The organism is Dyella sp. ASV21, from assembly GCF_016428975.1.
Lineage (GTDB): Bacteria > Pseudomonadota > Gammaproteobacteria > Xanthomonadales > Rhodanobacteraceae > Dyella.
The window spans coordinates 27,370-42,497 of the sequence record NZ_JAELTT010000016.1 but is presented as its reverse complement, the minus strand read 5'-3'; the positions used below and the strand labels follow the sequence as shown (position 1 = coordinate 42,497).

The window sequence follows — 15,128 nt, the reverse complement described above, 5'->3', positions numbered from 1 at the left end:
CATGAGCCAGACGATACTCGGATCCGATATCCATCAACCTGACGCCATCCACCTGGTCGTGCTCACCGGCATGTCGGGCGGTGGCAAAACGGTAGCCCTGCGCGCACTGGAAGACCTGGAGTTCTACTGCGTCGATAACCTGCCTACCTCGCTGCTGCCGCAGTTGGTGGCGGCGGTAAGCCGCGGCATCGAAGGCAAACGCCGCAACATCGCCGTCGGCGTGGACGTGCGCAACCGCGAGGAAGACCTGCAGCGCATGCCCGCCATGCTCTCGGAGCTGGCGTCCGCCGGCGTGCACGCGCATCTGATCTTCCTGGATTGCCGCGACGACGTGCTGATCAAGCGCTACTCGGAAACGCGCCGCCGCCATCCCCTGTCCAGCGCCGGCCTGTCGCTGGCCGACGCCATTATGGAAGAGCGCCGGGTGCTGCGCCCGCTGGCCGCCATCGCCGACAAGGTGATCGACTCCAGCGACATGAACGTGCACCAGCTGCGCCGACTGGTCGCTACCGGCTATGCCGAGGCAACCGAGGGGCTCACCCTGATGTTCCAGTCTTTCGCGTTCCGCCGCGGCCTGCCGCTGGATTCGGACTTCGTGTTCGATGCGCGCTGCCTGCCCAACCCCCACTGGGACCCGCGACTGCGCCCGTTGTCCGGCAAGGACGCGCCCGTGCGCGACTACCTGGACGAGCAGCCACTGGTCGCCGAGTATCTGGCCGACACCCAGCGCTGGCTCGATGCGTGGCTGCCGCGTTTCGAGGCCGACGACCGCAGCTATGTCACCATCGCTATTGGCTGTACCGGCGGTCGGCACCGCTCGGTGTACCTGGTCGAAAAGCTGGCTACCCATTTCCGCGCGCTACGCAAGGGCGTGCTTACCTTCCACCGCGAACTTGAGTGATCGCCATGTTTTCCATGATCCCCCACCGGGTTGGCGAGCCGTCATGAGCGTCGGCGTGCTGTTGATGACGCATGAGGCGGTTGGCCAGGCGCTGATCTCGGCCGCGCACCATGTGCTGCCCAAGCTGCCCTTGCGCGTGGAAGCCGTCGAAGTGCCGCCCGAAGCCGACCCGGACGTCATGCGTACGCTCACGGCCAAGCACGCGCGAGCGCTGGACCAGGGCGATGGCGTGCTGGTGCTGGCCGACCTGTACGGCGCCACCCCCTGCAACATCGGATTATCGCTGAGTGCGCTCGGCGTTCGGCTGCGCTGCGTATCGGGCTTGAACCTGCCGATGCTGCTGCGTGTACTTAACTATGCGGAGAAACCACTGGACGAACTGGCGGAAATTGCCGCCACCGGTGGCCGCGGGGGAATCTTCATCGATCATGCTTGAACAAGAGATAGTCGTTTCCAACAAACTGGGCCTGCACGCCCGCGCCTCGGCCAAGCTCGTGCAGCTGGTGCAGAGCTTCAAGTCCACGGTGTGGCTGATAAGCAAGGGTCGCGAAGTCAACGCACAGAGCATCATGGGCGTCATGATGCTTGCAGCGGGCATCGGCACGCCGCTGACCGTGCGCGCCGAGGGTCCGGACGAGGAATCCGCCCTGCATGCCGTGGTCGCCCTGTTCGATCGCAAGTTCGACGAAGGAACCTGAGTGGGAAATATGATCGCCCGAGCGTGGAACCTTGAGGCCGTGTTCACGGCCCAGCAGATCACGCCGTGCCATCTTTCCCCGCTGGGGCGCGCAGCCAATGTGGCCGGACGCCACGATCCAGGCTCGTACGCTCCAGCATCGCGCCACGGAGGGCAGGCATGAGACACGTACTTCCAGGCACCACCGCCGCCAAGGGCATGGCCCTGGGACGCGCACGCCTGGTCCAGCCCAGCCGCTACCACGTCGATACCCGCCCCCTGGCGGAGGACGAAGTGGATGCCGAACTGGCACTGCTGCACCGCGCGCTGGAAACCGCCCGTCAAGAGCTGCGCGAACTGCGCGGCAAACTGCACGGCGCCCTGGCCCGCGAGGTCAACGAGTTCATCGACGCGCACAGCCTGCTGCTCGACGATCCCGAATTGCTGCGCGGCCTGGACGACCTGGTGCGCATCGGCCACTACCGCCCGGGCGCCGCGCTGAAGAAGCAGCGCGATCGCCTCGCTGCCGTGTTCGAAGCCATGGACGACCCCTACCTGCGTTCGCGCAAGGAAGACGTCGACCAGGTCATCAACCGCGTTATTTCCGCCCTGCAACGCCAGACAAGCCGGGAGGAACGCAAGCTGGCCGCCCGCGTGGGCGAAATCCTGATCGCCGACACCATCGCCCCGGCCGACATGGCGCACCTGGCCGGCAGCGGCCTGCTGGGCGTAGTGGCCAGCTCGGGCAGTGCCTATTCGCACAGCGCCATCCTGGCGCGCAGCCTCGATCTGCCGATGCTGGTGGGCGTTCGCGATGCACTCTCCTCCATTCACGACGACGACCTGATCCTGCTCGACTCCGAACGGGGCGAGGCGGTGGTACATCCCACCGCGCAGGATCTGGCCCGTTACCGCACCTGGCAACGCGAAGCCGCCCAGGAAGGCCGACGCCTCGCTACGCTGGCCAACGCCCCCACGCGCACCAGTGACGGCGCGGACATTCGCCTGCTCGCCAATGCCGAGATGCCGCCGGACATCGCCATGGCGCGTGCACGCGGCGCCGACGGCGTGGGCCTGTACCGCACGGAATTCCTGTTCCTGCGCCAGAAGGGCCTGCCCACGGAAGATGAGCAGTTCATCGCCTACCGCGACCTGGTGCTGGGCATGGGCGGCCTGCCAGTCACTATCCGCACGCTGGACCTGGGCGCGGACAAAGCCGATGCCGCCGGCCTGGTATTGCGCGGAGAGGACAACCCCGCCCTCGGCGTGCGCGGCGTGCGCCTCTCGTTGCGTTACCCCGCCGTGTTCACCACGCAGATCCGCGCCATCCTTCGCGCCGCCTGCTACGGCCCGGTGCGCGTGCTGGTGCCCATGGTGACCCAGCCGGACGAACTGATTGCCGTGCGCACGCTGTTCAAGCTGGCGCGGCAGGAACTCAAGCGCGAGAACGTGGACCTGCCGGAGAAACTGGCGCTGGGTGCGATGATCGAAGTGCCCGCCGCCGCCATCAACGTGCGCGCACTGTTGGAGCACGCCGACTTCCTTGCCATCGGCACCAACGACCTGGCCCAGTACGTACTCGCCGCCGATCGTAGCAATGACGCGCTGGACAACATCTACAACCCGCTGCAGCCCGCCCTGCTGCGCCTGCTCTCCTATGTGATTGGCGAAGGCCGGCGGGCCAAGAAGTCCGTGAGCCTGTGCGGCGAAATCGGTGGCGACATCAACTTCACCTCGCTGCTGCTGGCGCTGGGGCTCAACGAATTCAGCATGCACCCCAGCCAGCTGCTGCACGTGCGCGACCGCATCGCCGCGCTGGATCGCTCCGTACTGCGCGCCGCAGCGCCCCGTCTGCTCCGCTCACGCACGCACGAGGAAGCCGAAGCGTTGTTGGCGCAAATTACCTGCTAGTGCCTACCGGCGACGCCTTGCCACCGGCCAGCGCCAGGAATGCCTCGATCAACGCACCGCGATAGCGCTGGCGATGCAACACCAACGACAGCGTGCGTTGTAGATCCAGGAACGGCGTCTTGAGCACCTTCAGGCGCCCGCTGGCCACCGCATCGATCACCGCCACCTGGGGTAGGCAGGCAATGCCGAGCCCAGCGATCACCGCCTGCTTGATCGCCTCGGCTTGATCCAGTTCCAGCACGGTCTCCCCCGGCGGCAAATGCGACAGCGCGCGCTCACTCAAACTCCGCGTGGCCGAACCCGGCTCGCGCAACACCCACCGTGCGCCGGCAAAATCGCTCGGCTGAAGGCGCCGCTTGCGCGCCAGCGGATGGTCAACGGGCGCGCACACCACCAGTGCATCGTCACGCCACGGGCGCAGCTCCAGCGAGGGGTGCGCTACCGGCCCCTCCACGCAACCCAACTCCAGCGCATGATCGAGCATGGCGGCCACGATCTCCGCGGTATTGGATACCCGCAGGCGCACCGACACGTGCGGATGCGCGCGCACGAAATCCCCCAGCAGCTCGCCAACGCGGTAATTGCCAACCGTATTGCTCGCGCCGACGCGCAACTCGCCGCCGAGTGATTCAACGCCGCCTGCGCCGACGCGGCCGAACTCGGCGTAGCGCTCCAGCAGCTCCTGCGCCAACGGCAGCAATTCGCGCCCACGCGTATTGAGGCGAAGCCGACCGCGCTCGCGCGCGAACACCGGCGCGTCCAGCTGCCGCTCCATCTCCGCCAGCGCCATGCTGGCTGCCGGCTGGGTGAGATGCAGCGCCTCGGCGGCTGCGCGCACGCTGCCGAGGCGCGCGATCTGCACAAACACCTCGAGCTGGCGCGGGCTGACATTAATCATCAGCAAATCTTATTACATGAATCAGAAATTCAAAGTTTTATTGATGTGAAGGCGGGCGGACAATGGCCACCATTCTGGAGAACGCCATGAACGCCACCACCGCCGGCCTTGCCGCCCCCACCCTTTCCCAACGCCTGCCCGGCCTGTTGATGGCCACAGGCATCGCCCTGGTGGCATGGCTGCTCGGCCACGTCCTGCCGCTGATCGGCGGCCCGGTGTTCGGCATCGTCCTGGGCATCCTGGTGCGCAACACACTGGCGCCGGGTGGCACCTATACCCCCGGCATCCAGTTCGCCGGCAAGCAGGTGCTGCAATGGTCGATCATCGCGCTCGGCTTTGGCCTGAGCCTCAATCAGGTGGCCAAGACCGGCCTGGAATCCCTGTCGGTAACCCTGGTAACGATGACCGTGGCGTTTCTCGCCGCCTGGGGCCTGGGCCGCCTGCTCAACGTGCACGACAAGCTGAAGATACTGATCGGCGTGGGCACCGCCATCTGCGGCGGCTCGGCCATTGCCGCGGTCACGCCCATCATCAAGCCGGACGAGCACGACACCGCGTTCGCCATCTCCACCATCTTCCTGTTCAACCTGGTCGCCGTGCTGCTGTTCCCCTTGCTTGGCCACCTGTTGCACCTGTCGGACCTGGGCTTTGGCCTGTGGGCAGGCACCGCCATCAACGACACCTCCTCGGTGGTGGCGGCGGGCTACAGCTTCAGCAAAGAAGCCGGCGACTACGCCACCATCGTCAAGCTCACCCGCGCCACGCTGATCATCCCGATCTGCCTCGTGCTGGCCCTGGCCACCGCATGGAAACAGAAGAAACAAGGCGCCAGCGACTTCAGCCTGCGCCGCATCTTCCCCTGGTTCATCCTGTGGTTCCTGGTGGCGTCGGCCGTGCGCACGGCGGGCCTGGTGCCGGTGGCGATCCAGCCGGCCCTGCACGTGGCGGCGGAGTTCCTCATCATCGTGGCGCTGACCGCCATTGGCCTCTCCGCCAACCTGCGCAAAATGGCCGCCACCGGCGCGCGCCCCATCTTGCTCGGCCTGGGTGTATGGGCCGCGGTATCGGTAAGCAGCCTGCTGGTGCAACTGGTCATCGGGCAACTGTAAGGCCGCGCGCCCCTGCGCTCCTGCTCCCTGGCCCCGCTTCGTTTGAAGCGGGGCTTTTTCTTAACGCTAAGCTGTCCATCTCACCCAAGGGAGCCAGCGCATGCAGATCCAGGGCCGCTGCCATTGCGGCAACATCGCCTTCGCCCTCGATGGATTTCCCACGCCAGGCGCAATTCCCGCGCGCGCCTGCGATTGCACGTTCTGCCAGAAGCACGGCGCCGTTTGGACGGCCCACCCGACGGCCCGCTTGCGGGTAACACTGGCCGAGCCCTTGCACGTGTCGCGCTATCGCTTTGGCACAGGCACGGCACAGTTCCTGGTGTGTTCCACCTGTGGCGTGGTGCCGGTGGTGCTCAGCGACGTTGAAGGACAGCGCTACGCCGTGGTCAACGTGCACACCTTCGAGAACGTCGATGCGTCGATGCTGCGGCCGCAACCGGTCAGCTTCGGCGAGGAGGATGCCGCCACCCGCCTGGCGCGCCGGCAACACCACTGGATCGCGCAGGTGGAAGTGATCGAAGGCACAAGCTGACCGCCGCGCTTAGCGGGCCAGTGGCTCGATCAGCCGCAACGCCCCTTCCAACGCGGTGCCCATGGCGCGCGGCAATCCATGTCGGCTGACGACGTAGTCGGCCGTGGTGTAGGCGATCCAGGTAGCACCCCGATCGTCCTCCCACACCAGTACCTTCAAAGGAAGATCCAGTCCGACTTCCGGCTCGACCTGCATCAAGGGGGTGCCGGCGCGCGGATTACCGAAGATCAGCATCTGTTCGGGCAATAGCGTCAGACCGGCCGCGGCCGCGTCGCCACTGAAGTCGATGTGCGCAAAAATCCTCACGCCATGCTCGCTCAGCAGCTGCGTAAGCCGCTCCACCGTATGCGCCACGTTGTAAGCGGAGCGAAGCGTCACCACGCCCCGCTCCATCGGCATGTCGGACATGGCGACGACTCCACGCTGGACTGGGCCGCAAGCGCGGCCACCCGTGGCACCCATCATCCACCCCGTTCCGTCAAGCCAGTGCATGCGACGCGCCCCCGCGTGGGAGACGCGTCCATATGCATGCCCCGGCTTAGCGCATGCCACCGCCCGCGTAGAGCAGTTCGCCGGTCAGCCAGAACGAATCATCCGAGGCCAGGAAGCTGACGATCGAAGCAATGTCCTGCGGCTGGCCGATGCGACCCAGCGGCGTCTGCGCGGCGGCATGGGCGTGGAAGTCCGAACCGATGAAACCGGCGGCATGCGTGCCTTCGGTTTCCACCATGCCCGGGTTCACGGCGTTGACGCGGATCTTGCGCGGACCCAGTTCGCGCGCAAGCACACCCGTAATCGCATCCACCGCGCCCTTGGTGCCGGTGTAGACGGCGCTTTCCGGCGGCACGATGCGCGACACCAGCGAGCTGATGTTGATGATGCTGCCGCCATCGTTCATGTGGCGCGCGGCCGCCTGGGTCACCAGCAGCAGACCCAGCACGTTCACGTTGAACTGCTTGTGGAAGTGCTCCTCGGTGATGTTGTCCAGCGCACCGAACTCGTACACGCCGGAATTGTTCACCAGCACGTCCAGACGGCCAAAATGCTGCACGGCGGCGTCGGCAATCGTCTTGGCGTCGGCCGCCTTGGAGACGTCGCCGCCCACGGCCACGGCCTTGCCGCCGGCCTTTTCGATTTCCGCTACCACGGCGTCCGCACCGGCCTTGCTGGAAGCGTAATTGACCACCACGGCGGCCCCTTCAGCGGCCAGCGACTTGGCGATGGCCGCGCCAATACCCTTGGAGGCGCCGGTAACCACAGCCACTTTACCTTTGAGCTTGCTCATGACAGTTCCTGTTGGGAGAGGGATGGAGCCTGGGAGCCATTAACTCCCATAGTTCGCAACATACGAACTTATGAACTAGTTTTCAAGAGCTGGTAAAATTAAAACATGCGCCCCCTGACCCACCCCTCGATCGACGACATCACCGTGGAAGGCATCCTCCACGCATTGTCCGATCCTGTGCGGGCAGCCATCTATGCGCAACTGGCCTGCGCGGATGCCGCCAACAGCTGCTCGGCCTTCCTGCAGATGGAAGACCGCAGCATTCCCAAATCCACGTTGTCCCAGCACTTTCGCGCACTGCGCGAGGCGGGCCTGATCCGCAGCGAGCGACGCGGCGTGGAAATGCTCAACAGCACCCGGTGCGAGGAAATCGCCCAGCGCTTTCCCGGCCTGTTGCAGGCCATCATGCAGTCCTACAAGACGCAGCTCGGCGCTCGCAAGCCCGCCGCCAGGCGCCGAGCCAAGGCTGGCTAAGCGCCCCTTGCTTCCAGCGCGGCGCCCTTACGCCGCCGTGCCACGCTCCCGTTCCACGCGCCGCTCATGTTCGGCACACAGCTGCTCCACCAGGGCCCGGTGATCGGGCAGGTCGTTCAGCGCACGCGCGGCAACCTGCTGGATCATCGCGAATTCCTGGCGCGCCTCGTCGAAACGCGGATAAGCACTGCGGCTGTGGCTCAGATCGGTCTTGAACTCCATGCCGTACAGCACGTACTGCCAGCTCGACACCATGAACATTTCCAGGTCGCTGACGAAATCCAGCCGATGCGGCGGACGCTGTTTCCACAAAGCCAGCTTGTCCTGCAAGGTCTGCGGAATGCTCGCCGGATCGGCGTTGTCGATCCAAAACGGCGAATCGCGCCGCTGGCTCAGGCAGTAGTGCATCTTGATGAAGTCGATGATGCGGTCATAGCGCGCCACCATCATCTCGTTGAAGTGGCGTGCCGCGCGTTCCATGTCGTCGGTATCGCCGGGCAACAGATGGGTGAGCAGATAGGTGGCCAGCTCAATCAGTGCAATGCCCGTCGACTCCAACGGCTCGACGAAACCGCCGGCCAGGCCCACCGCCACGCAGTTCTTGCGCCAGTGCTCGGGGCGGTAGCCGGTTTCGAACTTGATATGCATCGCCTTGAGACCCTCGGCGGCCGGGCCAAGATAGCTGCGAAACACCTGCTCGGCGCGCTCGGTGTCCGTATGGCGGGAGGAATAGACATAACCCACGCCGCGCCGCTTTTGCAGACCGATATCCCAGATCCAGCCGGCCTCCTGCGCGGTGGAAATAGTGTAGGAAGGAATCGGTGTATCCGCGTGCTCGTACGGCACCTGCATGGCCACCGCGCGATCGGCGAACAGTACGTCGCGACGACTGCGGAACGGCGACTGCATCACCCCGCCAATCAAGGCACCCCGCAAACCCGTGCAATCCACATACAGGTCCGCCGTCAGCGGGCCCAGCTCGGTGGTGATCACACGGGCAATGGCGCCGTGCTCATCCAGCTCGGTACGCTCCACGGTAGCCAGGTGACGATGCACGCCCAGCGTTTCCTGCCCATGCTCGGCCAACACCCGCGCGAAATGCGCCGCGTCGAAATGGAACGCGTGATTCATCGGCCCCTGGTAGTCGGGATCGGTCGCGCGCCGCGGGCCGCGATAGTGATCCACCAACAAGCTCTGCATGGTCACCGCATCGGCGAAAGGCATGCCCTCTGGCGCGGCACCCAGCAGCCAGTACGGCAACAGTTCGGGGCCGCCCGGGCGCTGGCTCGGCACACTGAACGGATGAAAGAAATGATCGGCGCCCGGCGTACCCGGTGGACGCACCCAGTGCCGGTAATGAATCCCCTGCTTGTAGGTCGCCGTGGCGCCTACCAGAAAGCGGCGCTCGTCCAGGCCAATCGCCGCAAGCGTGCCGCGAATGCTAGGGAACGTAGCCTCGCCCACGCCCAGCAAGCCGATGTTGCTCGACTCCACCAGGTGCACCTGCACGCTGCGCGGGTCCCGCGCGTTCAAGGCCTTGGCGAGATAGCACGCCGCCAGCCAACCAGCAGTGCCGCCACCCACGATCAGCACTTTCTTCAACAAGGCCATGGAGTCCCCCAGGTCAGCCACCCGATCGGCGCAGTATGCGCGAGCGGTGGCGCGGCAAGGCAAGAAAGAACTGCCGGGCCGCCCCACGCGGACCCGGCAAAAAGCCATTCAAGGGGAGGGAGGGCGACGCCTTTCCCGGCGCCACCCACAGAACGGCAAACATGAGGCGGCCTGCGTGACATGGGGCACCGCCCTGGCATCCATCAGAACCACACGCCGAGCTGGACGCCATAGGTGCGCGGCGCCAGATACTGCGAGACATACTGGAACGAGCCATCCGCCATCTGGAAGCGACCCGCGCTGGTACGCACCTTGCCATCGGACACGTTCTGCACGTACGCGTTGATCCACCACTTGTCGCCCGGCTCGGTGTAACGCAGCGAAAGATCGCCACGCGTATACGCCTTCTGCTTATCGCCATCGCCAAGATTGAAATAGCTCAGCCATTGCGAACTCTGGTACTGCGCGCTTACCCGCGGCGTGAGGCGACCGCCGTTGCCCAGGTGAAAGTCGTGCTCGTAGATGGCGGTGAGCGACACGTTGGGCGCGTGCGGCAAATCGTTGCCGGTCACGTTCATGCAACTGGAAAGGTTGGACGCTGGCGGACACGCCGGCAGGCCCTGGTAATCGTTGCTGCCCGCATACGGCAGGGTGCCCAGTTTCTTCTTGGGAATCGCCGAGAAGATCAGGTCGAAGCGATCGTCCTTCTGCTGATAGGCCAGCTCCGATTCGATGCCCAGTACCTCGGTGCTGCCACCCACGTTGGAGAAACCCAGGCCATGGTTGCCATCCGGATAGGTAATCGGCGCCGACAGCTGGAAGTTCTTGAAGTCCTCGTAGTAGATGGCCGAGTTCCACGTCATGTGGCCATCGAGGAAAGAGAACTTGCTGCCGATTTCGTAGTTGGTCAGCGACTCGGGCTTGTACAGCGCCCCACCATCCTGCGTGCCGCCCGACTTGTAGCCGGTGGACACGCTGGCGTACAGCAAGCCGTTCTCGCCCACGTCGGTATCCACGCGCGCCAGCCAGGTCACCTTGCTCTTGCTGTAGCTGGCGGTGTTGTACGTGGACACGGCAAAACCGTTCGACGGGCCCGGATACACGCCCGGCGAGATCGGCACCTGCGGCACGTTCGGGTCGCCGTCCCAGCCCCAGTTGACGCCACCGTCGTTGGCCTTGTTGTCGTGCGACCAGCGCGCGCCGCCGGTGAAGCGCCAGTGGTCGGAGATGTGCCACGTGGACTGGCCGAAGATCGCCGACGACTTCACCGTCTCCTTGGGCTGGATGAAGGAACCCTGCCAGTTCACCGAACCGTACTGGGTACCGTTCATGATCGGGATATCGAAGCGGATGTTGTTGTCTTCGTACGCGTAGTACGCGCCCACGATCCAGTCGAACGTCTGCTGGCCGGTGGACTTCAGATCCACTTCCTGGCTCCAGCTCTCATAGTTGGAATAGTTGGTGCGGTCGTCCTGGTACACACCGCCCGTGGTGAAGCTGGTAGGCACGCTGACGCCGACGTCCTGGTCGTAGTCGCTCTTGCCCGAATAACGGTTGTAACCGGCGATGTAGCTCAGCTGCATGCTGTCGTTGATGTTCCAGTCCATGCGACTGCGCACCGTCTTGGAGGTGCGGTCCAGATACGGCGCCACGTCGATCAGGGCGGACCAGAAATCCTGCCCCGCGCGCGGCGTCTGCATCAGGCTGAGGTTGGGCGTGCCACGGTCCACGAAATACTCGTACGACAGGTTCCACTTGAACGAATCGCTGGGCTGCCACAGGGCGCTTACGCGCGCGGCGGACTGATCCTGCGCGCTGTACTTCTGGCCGCCATGGATGAACTGGTCCGCGTTGATCGGCTGGAACTTCGCCGGGTCACCACCCGAGGCGAGATACGTCGCCTGCTGCTGCGCCACGCTGGGCAATTCGCTGGAAGGGTTCTGATAGTCGACGTAACCATCGTGCTGCTCATGCACCACCGCCACGCGCATGGCGAACGTGCTGCTGATCGGCAGGTTGAACGCGGCACGCGCACCGATCTGGTTGTAGTTGCCCGCCTCCATCTGCGCATTGCCGTAGAAGCCCGCGCTGATGTCCGGCTTAGCCGTCTGAAAACTGATCGCGCCCGCTGTGGAGTTGCGCCCCCACAGCGTGCCCTGCGGACCGCGCAGCACTTCCACGCCATCCATATCCAGCAGCAGGCCCGAAGCCGCTTCGGCGCGCGGCGCGTATACGCCGTCTACGAAGGTCGCCACTTCCGGGTCCGCATATTCGGTCTTGGCGCTGTCGTTGCCGATGCCGCGCAAAGTCAGCGTAACCACGCCGTGATCGCCTTCACTGGTGCCCTGCAGGCCCGGCACCAGCTTGGTGAGGTCCTGCACGGTCATCACACGTTCTTTGTCGAGCGTATCGGGCGTAATCGCGCTCACGGCCACCGGCGTCTTCTGCAGCGGTGTCTCGCGCTTGGTCGCGCTCACCTGGATCGCATCGAGCTGCTTTACCTTTTTCTCGACCGGCGGTGCGGCGTTCTGTGCAGACGAACTGGCCGGCGTCGCATCCTGATCCGCCGCCAGTGCAGCGCCTGGCGCGAGCACCAGGGACATCGCGATATACAACGCCGAATAGCGCAACTTCATGAGACTTCCCCTCTAAAGAATCTTTCGGATTGTTGTGTGTCACCGCCCCCTGCGGCGACCCGTCGATCTTCACCCCGATGACAGCGCTGTCATTGGTAGATATGACAGCGCTGTCATTTGCGATCATAGACCGGTTTTTTCGCAGAAGCTTGACGCGTGGCAACACACCCCCGCCACCTCGTCAAACCCTTGCCCAGACTGGCTTGCAGCCGTTTCGGGCACCTTGTACCTACGCTTTTTTGGTGCACAGCAAATGGCCGTCTTGCCGCCTGCCCCGCTCTATTTGCGTCAGGCTTCGCCCCTGTACACCCTTCGCGCCTGCTTCGCGCACCCACTGTGCTGGGCCTTCACCAACGGCCGGCGTGGACACCGTTCCGGCGTTGCCTTGGATTACTTGGCGCACTCGATGACCTGATCCGTCTCGGTACCCAGCGCCACGCGCGCAATAGCCAAGGTGCTGCCCTTGCCCGCCCCCAGCGTAAAAGGTTGCTCGATGCGATGCATATCCGCACCCGCTGCGCGAAAGCACTTCAACGGCACGCCCACGCGCACCCACGACCCCACCCCGAGCGTGGCCAGTTGCTTGCCCACGGCCACCCGGCCTTGGCAGCCGGTGCCGCAGCCCATGCCGATCCATGCATCCTGCGCGGGCAAGGCATCCACGCGCAGCGTGGTTACCAGCAGCACATCGCCGTTGGTCTCGCGATCCAGATCCAACGGCGCATGCGCGTTCACCGCAAGCTCGCCGCCAGCGTCGCGCCAGCTGAACTGGCGCGCGTCTTCCTGGGCCTTGAAGTCCAGACCGCTCATGCTCAGCCCACCGTCCGGCGTGCTGGCGCGCGATACATCGGCGGGCACGCCATGGCCTTGCGCGCCGACCAGCGTGAACACGTAGCCGTGCACAGGCTTGCCGCGCTCCAGATAGTTGCCCACGGGAATCTGCTCGCCGTGGATGCCGGAGTTCTCCGGCAAGGGCGGCAGCGATGCGTGATCCGTGTAACGCAGACCGTAGCCCAGCGCGAACTGCGGCCTGCCCTGCCCCACGACCGCCGTGCTCGGCCAGGCATAGGCCAGCGTGCCGTGGAAGTCGTTGGCCACGCGGCCGTCCCGCGTACGTAGCAATACATCGGCCACGCCGCCGCCTTCACTGCCTGGCAACCAGCCAGCCACGAATGCATCGGCCGCATTGATCTCGCGATTCATCCACAGCGGCCGACCGCTCAGGAACACCGCCACCACCGGAATGCCCTCGGCGCGCAGGCGCCGGATGAGCGCAAGGTCATGGTCGTCGCCCGGTCGATACAGCAGGTTGGGCAGATCGCCCTGGAACTCGGCGTAGGGATCTTCGCCGAACACCACCACGGCGACATCCGGCTTGCGGGTGTAGTGGCCCTCGGCCTCGATCTCGGCATGTCCGCCGGCCGCCGTGACCTGCTCCACGATACCCGCGCCAATGGTCTGTGCGCCGGGGAAATCACTGCTCTTGAGCCCGGTGCCCTGCCAGTTCAGGGTCCAGCCGCCGCTCTGGCGCGGCACGCTGTCGGCCGAGTCGCCGGCCACCAGAATGTGTTTGCGCGGATCCAATGGCAGCACGCCATGGTTGTTCTTCAGCAGCACCAGCGATTCGCGCACGGCACGACGCGCGATAGCGCGATGCGCGGGGCTGCCCACGACATCACCGGCGTGGCGCACGATGGGCTGCGTGGATGGCGCGCCGGCCTCGAACAGGCCGGCGCGGAACTTCACCCGCAGAATGCGCGCCACCGCGTCGTCCAGGCGCGACATCGGAATGGTTCCTGCGTTGACCTCGGCCAGCGTGTGCTCGTAAAGGCCACGCCAACTGTCGGGCGCCATGAGCATATCCATGCCGGCATTGAACGAGGCCGGGCAATCGTCGTTGCTGCAACCGGCGATCTGCCCGTGCGCATTCCAGTCGCCAACGACAAAACCCTGAAAATCCATGCGCTGCTTGAGCACATCGGTGAGCAAGGCATGGTTGCCATGCATCTTCTGGCCATTCCAACTGGAGAACGACGCCATCACGGTCTGCACGCCCGCGTCGATGGCGGGCGGATAGCCGGCGGCGTGCACATCACGCAGCGCGGCCTCGCTGATCTGCGCATCGCCCTGGTCCTTGCCGTTCACGGTGCCGCCATCGCCGAGGAAGTGCTTGGCCGACGCCACCACATGCTCACCGTCCAGGAACTGCGGCGTGCCCACTTTGCCTTGCAGGCCCTCCACCATGGCGCCGGCATACTCCGCCACCCGCCTGGGGTCTTGCGAGTAGCCCTCGTAGGAACGCCCCCAGCGCACATCCTGCGGCACCGCCAGGGTGGGCGCGAAACTCCAGTTGATACCCGTGGCGCGCACCTCCGCCGCGGTGGCCGCGCCGATCTGGCGAATCAGTTCGGGATCATTCGTCGCGCCCAGCGCGGAGTTCTGCGGGAACAGCGTGGCGCCCACCGCGTTGTTGTGTCCGTGCACCGCATCGATGCCGAACAACAGGGGAATCGCCGCATGGCCGGGCTGCGGCTCCATCGCCGCGCGATAGAACGACTCGGACAGGGCCTGCCACTGCGCCACGGTGGCGGTAAGCGCTCCCTTGGGCTTGGAGTTGCCGCCCGCGAGGATCGCACCGAGGTGATAGTGGCGCACATCGTCGGGCGTCACGCTGAGGATGTCGGCCTGAATCAGCTGGCCCACCTTCTCCTCCACGCTCATCTTTGCCATCAGGGCGGCGACGCGCTGCTCCAGCGCGGCATCGCTGGGCAAGGGCCAGGTGGCGCGCGGCCACTGATCGGGATGGACCGTGGCCGAAGCGGCCCAGCACGAACCACCCAGCACGCCGGCCAGCACCACAGCCAGCACAGTCGGGGCACAACGCAAACGACGAACAGACGCCAGCACGGCTCTCTCCATGGCAGGGCGGCCTCCCCTGCGGAGCCCGTTCAAATCAGCCTGACAGAAATGACAGCGCTGTCAATTTGCGTCGCAGCAGACCGCGAAATTCACCCAAGTTACTGATAAATAAAAATATGACGGTTTTCGATAGGCGTGAACGCCGCGCCCGGCGCAACACCGGTGGTAGCAAGGGC

At 65.1% G+C, this 15,128-nt stretch carries 13 protein-coding genes; 7 read left to right on the top strand and 6 right to left on the bottom strand.

Annotated elements, in window-relative coordinates; translation table 11 throughout:
• The first annotated feature begins 1 nt into the window (after window position 1).
• From rapZ to ptsP, 4 genes are all read left to right on the top strand, one after another.
• Entirely contained in the window at window positions 2-901 is a 900-nt protein-coding gene (gene rapZ, locus JHD67_RS07815; protein WP_199098608.1) for an RNase adapter RapZ, read from the top strand.
• Window positions 902-944: 43 nt separating this feature from the next.
• Window positions 945-1,337 carry a PTS fructose IIA subunit family protein gene (locus tag JHD67_RS07810; RefSeq protein WP_199098607.1) on the top strand — a complete coding sequence of 131 codons (393 nt, stop codon included), beginning with the start codon at window positions 945-947 and terminating at the stop codon, window positions 1,335-1,337.
• Window positions 1,330-1,599, top strand: coding sequence for an HPr family phosphocarrier protein (locus tag JHD67_RS07805; protein ID WP_199098606.1), 270 nt, complete (start codon window positions 1,330-1,332; stop codon window positions 1,597-1,599). Before JHD67_RS07810 ends, JHD67_RS07805 begins: the two co-directional genes overlap by 8 nt.
• Before the next feature lie 158 nt (window positions 1,600-1,757).
• Complete coding sequence (gene ptsP, locus JHD67_RS07800) at window positions 1,758-3,488, top strand: phosphoenolpyruvate--protein phosphotransferase (protein WP_199098605.1); 1,731 nt, start codon at window positions 1,758-1,760, stop codon at window positions 3,486-3,488.
• Here the strand turns inward: ptsP and JHD67_RS07795 are convergent.
• A complete protein-coding gene (locus JHD67_RS07795) occupies window positions 3,478-4,386 on the bottom strand; it encodes a LysR family transcriptional regulator (RefSeq protein WP_199098604.1) in 909 nt (302 codons plus the stop codon). The genes ptsP and JHD67_RS07795 overlap by 11 nt on opposite strands.
• Before the next feature lie 86 nt (window positions 4,387-4,472).
• Between JHD67_RS07795 and JHD67_RS07790 the strand changes: the two genes are divergently transcribed.
• Window positions 4,473-5,495, top strand: coding sequence for a putative sulfate exporter family transporter (locus JHD67_RS07790; protein WP_199098644.1), 1,023 nt, complete (start codon window positions 4,473-4,475; stop codon window positions 5,493-5,495).
• Window positions 5,496-5,595: 100 nt separating this feature from the next.
• Window positions 5,596-6,027: a hypothetical protein gene (locus JHD67_RS07785; protein WP_199098603.1), complete on the top strand. Its 432-nt coding sequence runs from the start codon at window positions 5,596-5,598 to the stop codon at window positions 6,025-6,027.
• A 9-nt stretch (window positions 6,028-6,036) separates the two neighbouring features.
• Here the strand turns inward: JHD67_RS07785 and JHD67_RS07780 are convergent, their stop codons facing one another.
• A complete protein-coding gene (locus tag JHD67_RS07780; protein WP_233171721.1) occupies window positions 6,037-6,435 on the bottom strand; it encodes a DUF302 domain-containing protein in 399 nt (132 codons plus the stop codon).
• A gap of 130 nt (window positions 6,436-6,565) precedes the next feature.
• Window positions 6,566-7,312, bottom strand: coding sequence for a glucose 1-dehydrogenase (locus JHD67_RS07775; RefSeq protein WP_199098602.1), 747 nt, complete (start codon window positions 7,310-7,312; stop codon window positions 6,566-6,568).
• Between the two features lie 105 nt (window positions 7,313-7,417).
• On the opposite strand from JHD67_RS07775, the gene JHD67_RS07770 reads away from it, so the two are divergent.
• Entirely contained in the window at window positions 7,418-7,786 is a 369-nt protein-coding gene (locus JHD67_RS07770; RefSeq protein ID WP_199098601.1) for a helix-turn-helix domain-containing protein, read from the top strand.
• A gap of 27 nt (window positions 7,787-7,813) precedes the next feature.
• Here the strand turns inward: JHD67_RS07770 and JHD67_RS07765 are convergent, their stop codons facing one another.
• The 3 genes from JHD67_RS07765 to JHD67_RS07755 form a co-directional block, all read right to left on the bottom strand.
• On the bottom strand, window positions 7,814-9,397 hold the full coding sequence (locus JHD67_RS07765) for a tryptophan halogenase family protein (RefSeq protein WP_199098600.1): 1,584 nt from the start codon (window positions 9,395-9,397) through the stop codon (window positions 7,814-7,816).
• Between the two features lie 203 nt (window positions 9,398-9,600).
• Complete coding sequence (locus JHD67_RS07760) at window positions 9,601-12,033, bottom strand: TonB-dependent receptor (RefSeq protein ID WP_199098599.1); 2,433 nt, start codon at window positions 12,031-12,033, stop codon at window positions 9,601-9,603.
• Between the two features lie 390 nt (window positions 12,034-12,423).
• Window positions 12,424-14,877: a glycoside hydrolase family 3 N-terminal domain-containing protein gene (locus JHD67_RS07755; RefSeq protein WP_343214338.1), complete on the bottom strand. Its 2,454-nt coding sequence runs from the start codon at window positions 14,875-14,877 to the stop codon at window positions 12,424-12,426.
• Between the last annotated feature and the right edge of the window lie 251 nt (window positions 14,878-15,128).

Excerpts from the sequence above, each read along its gene's own strand:
- rapZ (WP_199098608.1), top strand. The coding sequence starts at position 2 with ATGAGCCAGACGATACTCGGATCCGATATCCATCAACCTGACGCCATC.
- JHD67_RS07810 (WP_199098607.1), top strand. The coding sequence starts at position 945 with ATGAGCGTCGGCGTGCTGTTGATGACGCATGAGGCGGTTGGCCAGGCG.
- JHD67_RS07805 (WP_199098606.1), top strand. The coding sequence starts at position 1,330 with ATGCTTGAACAAGAGATAGTCGTTTCCAACAAACTGGGCCTGCACGCC.
- ptsP (WP_199098605.1), top strand. The coding sequence starts at position 1,758 with ATGAGACACGTACTTCCAGGCACCACCGCCGCCAAGGGCATGGCCCTG.
- JHD67_RS07795 (WP_199098604.1), bottom strand. The coding sequence starts at position 4,386 with ATGATTAATGTCAGCCCGCGCCAGCTCGAGGTGTTTGTGCAGATCGCG.
- JHD67_RS07790 (WP_199098644.1), top strand. The coding sequence starts at position 4,473 with ATGAACGCCACCACCGCCGGCCTTGCCGCCCCCACCCTTTCCCAACGC.
- JHD67_RS07785 (WP_199098603.1), top strand. The coding sequence starts at position 5,596 with ATGCAGATCCAGGGCCGCTGCCATTGCGGCAACATCGCCTTCGCCCTC.
- JHD67_RS07780 (WP_233171721.1), bottom strand. The coding sequence starts at position 6,435 with ATGTCCGACATGCCGATGGAGCGGGGCGTGGTGACGCTTCGCTCCGCT.
- JHD67_RS07775 (WP_199098602.1), bottom strand. The coding sequence starts at position 7,312 with ATGAGCAAGCTCAAAGGTAAAGTGGCTGTGGTTACCGGCGCCTCCAAG.
- JHD67_RS07770 (WP_199098601.1), top strand. The coding sequence starts at position 7,418 with ATGCGCCCCCTGACCCACCCCTCGATCGACGACATCACCGTGGAAGGC.
- JHD67_RS07765 (WP_199098600.1), bottom strand. The coding sequence starts at position 9,397 with ATGGCCTTGTTGAAGAAAGTGCTGATCGTGGGTGGCGGCACTGCTGGT.
- JHD67_RS07760 (WP_199098599.1), bottom strand. The coding sequence starts at position 12,033 with ATGAAGTTGCGCTATTCGGCGTTGTATATCGCGATGTCCCTGGTGCTC.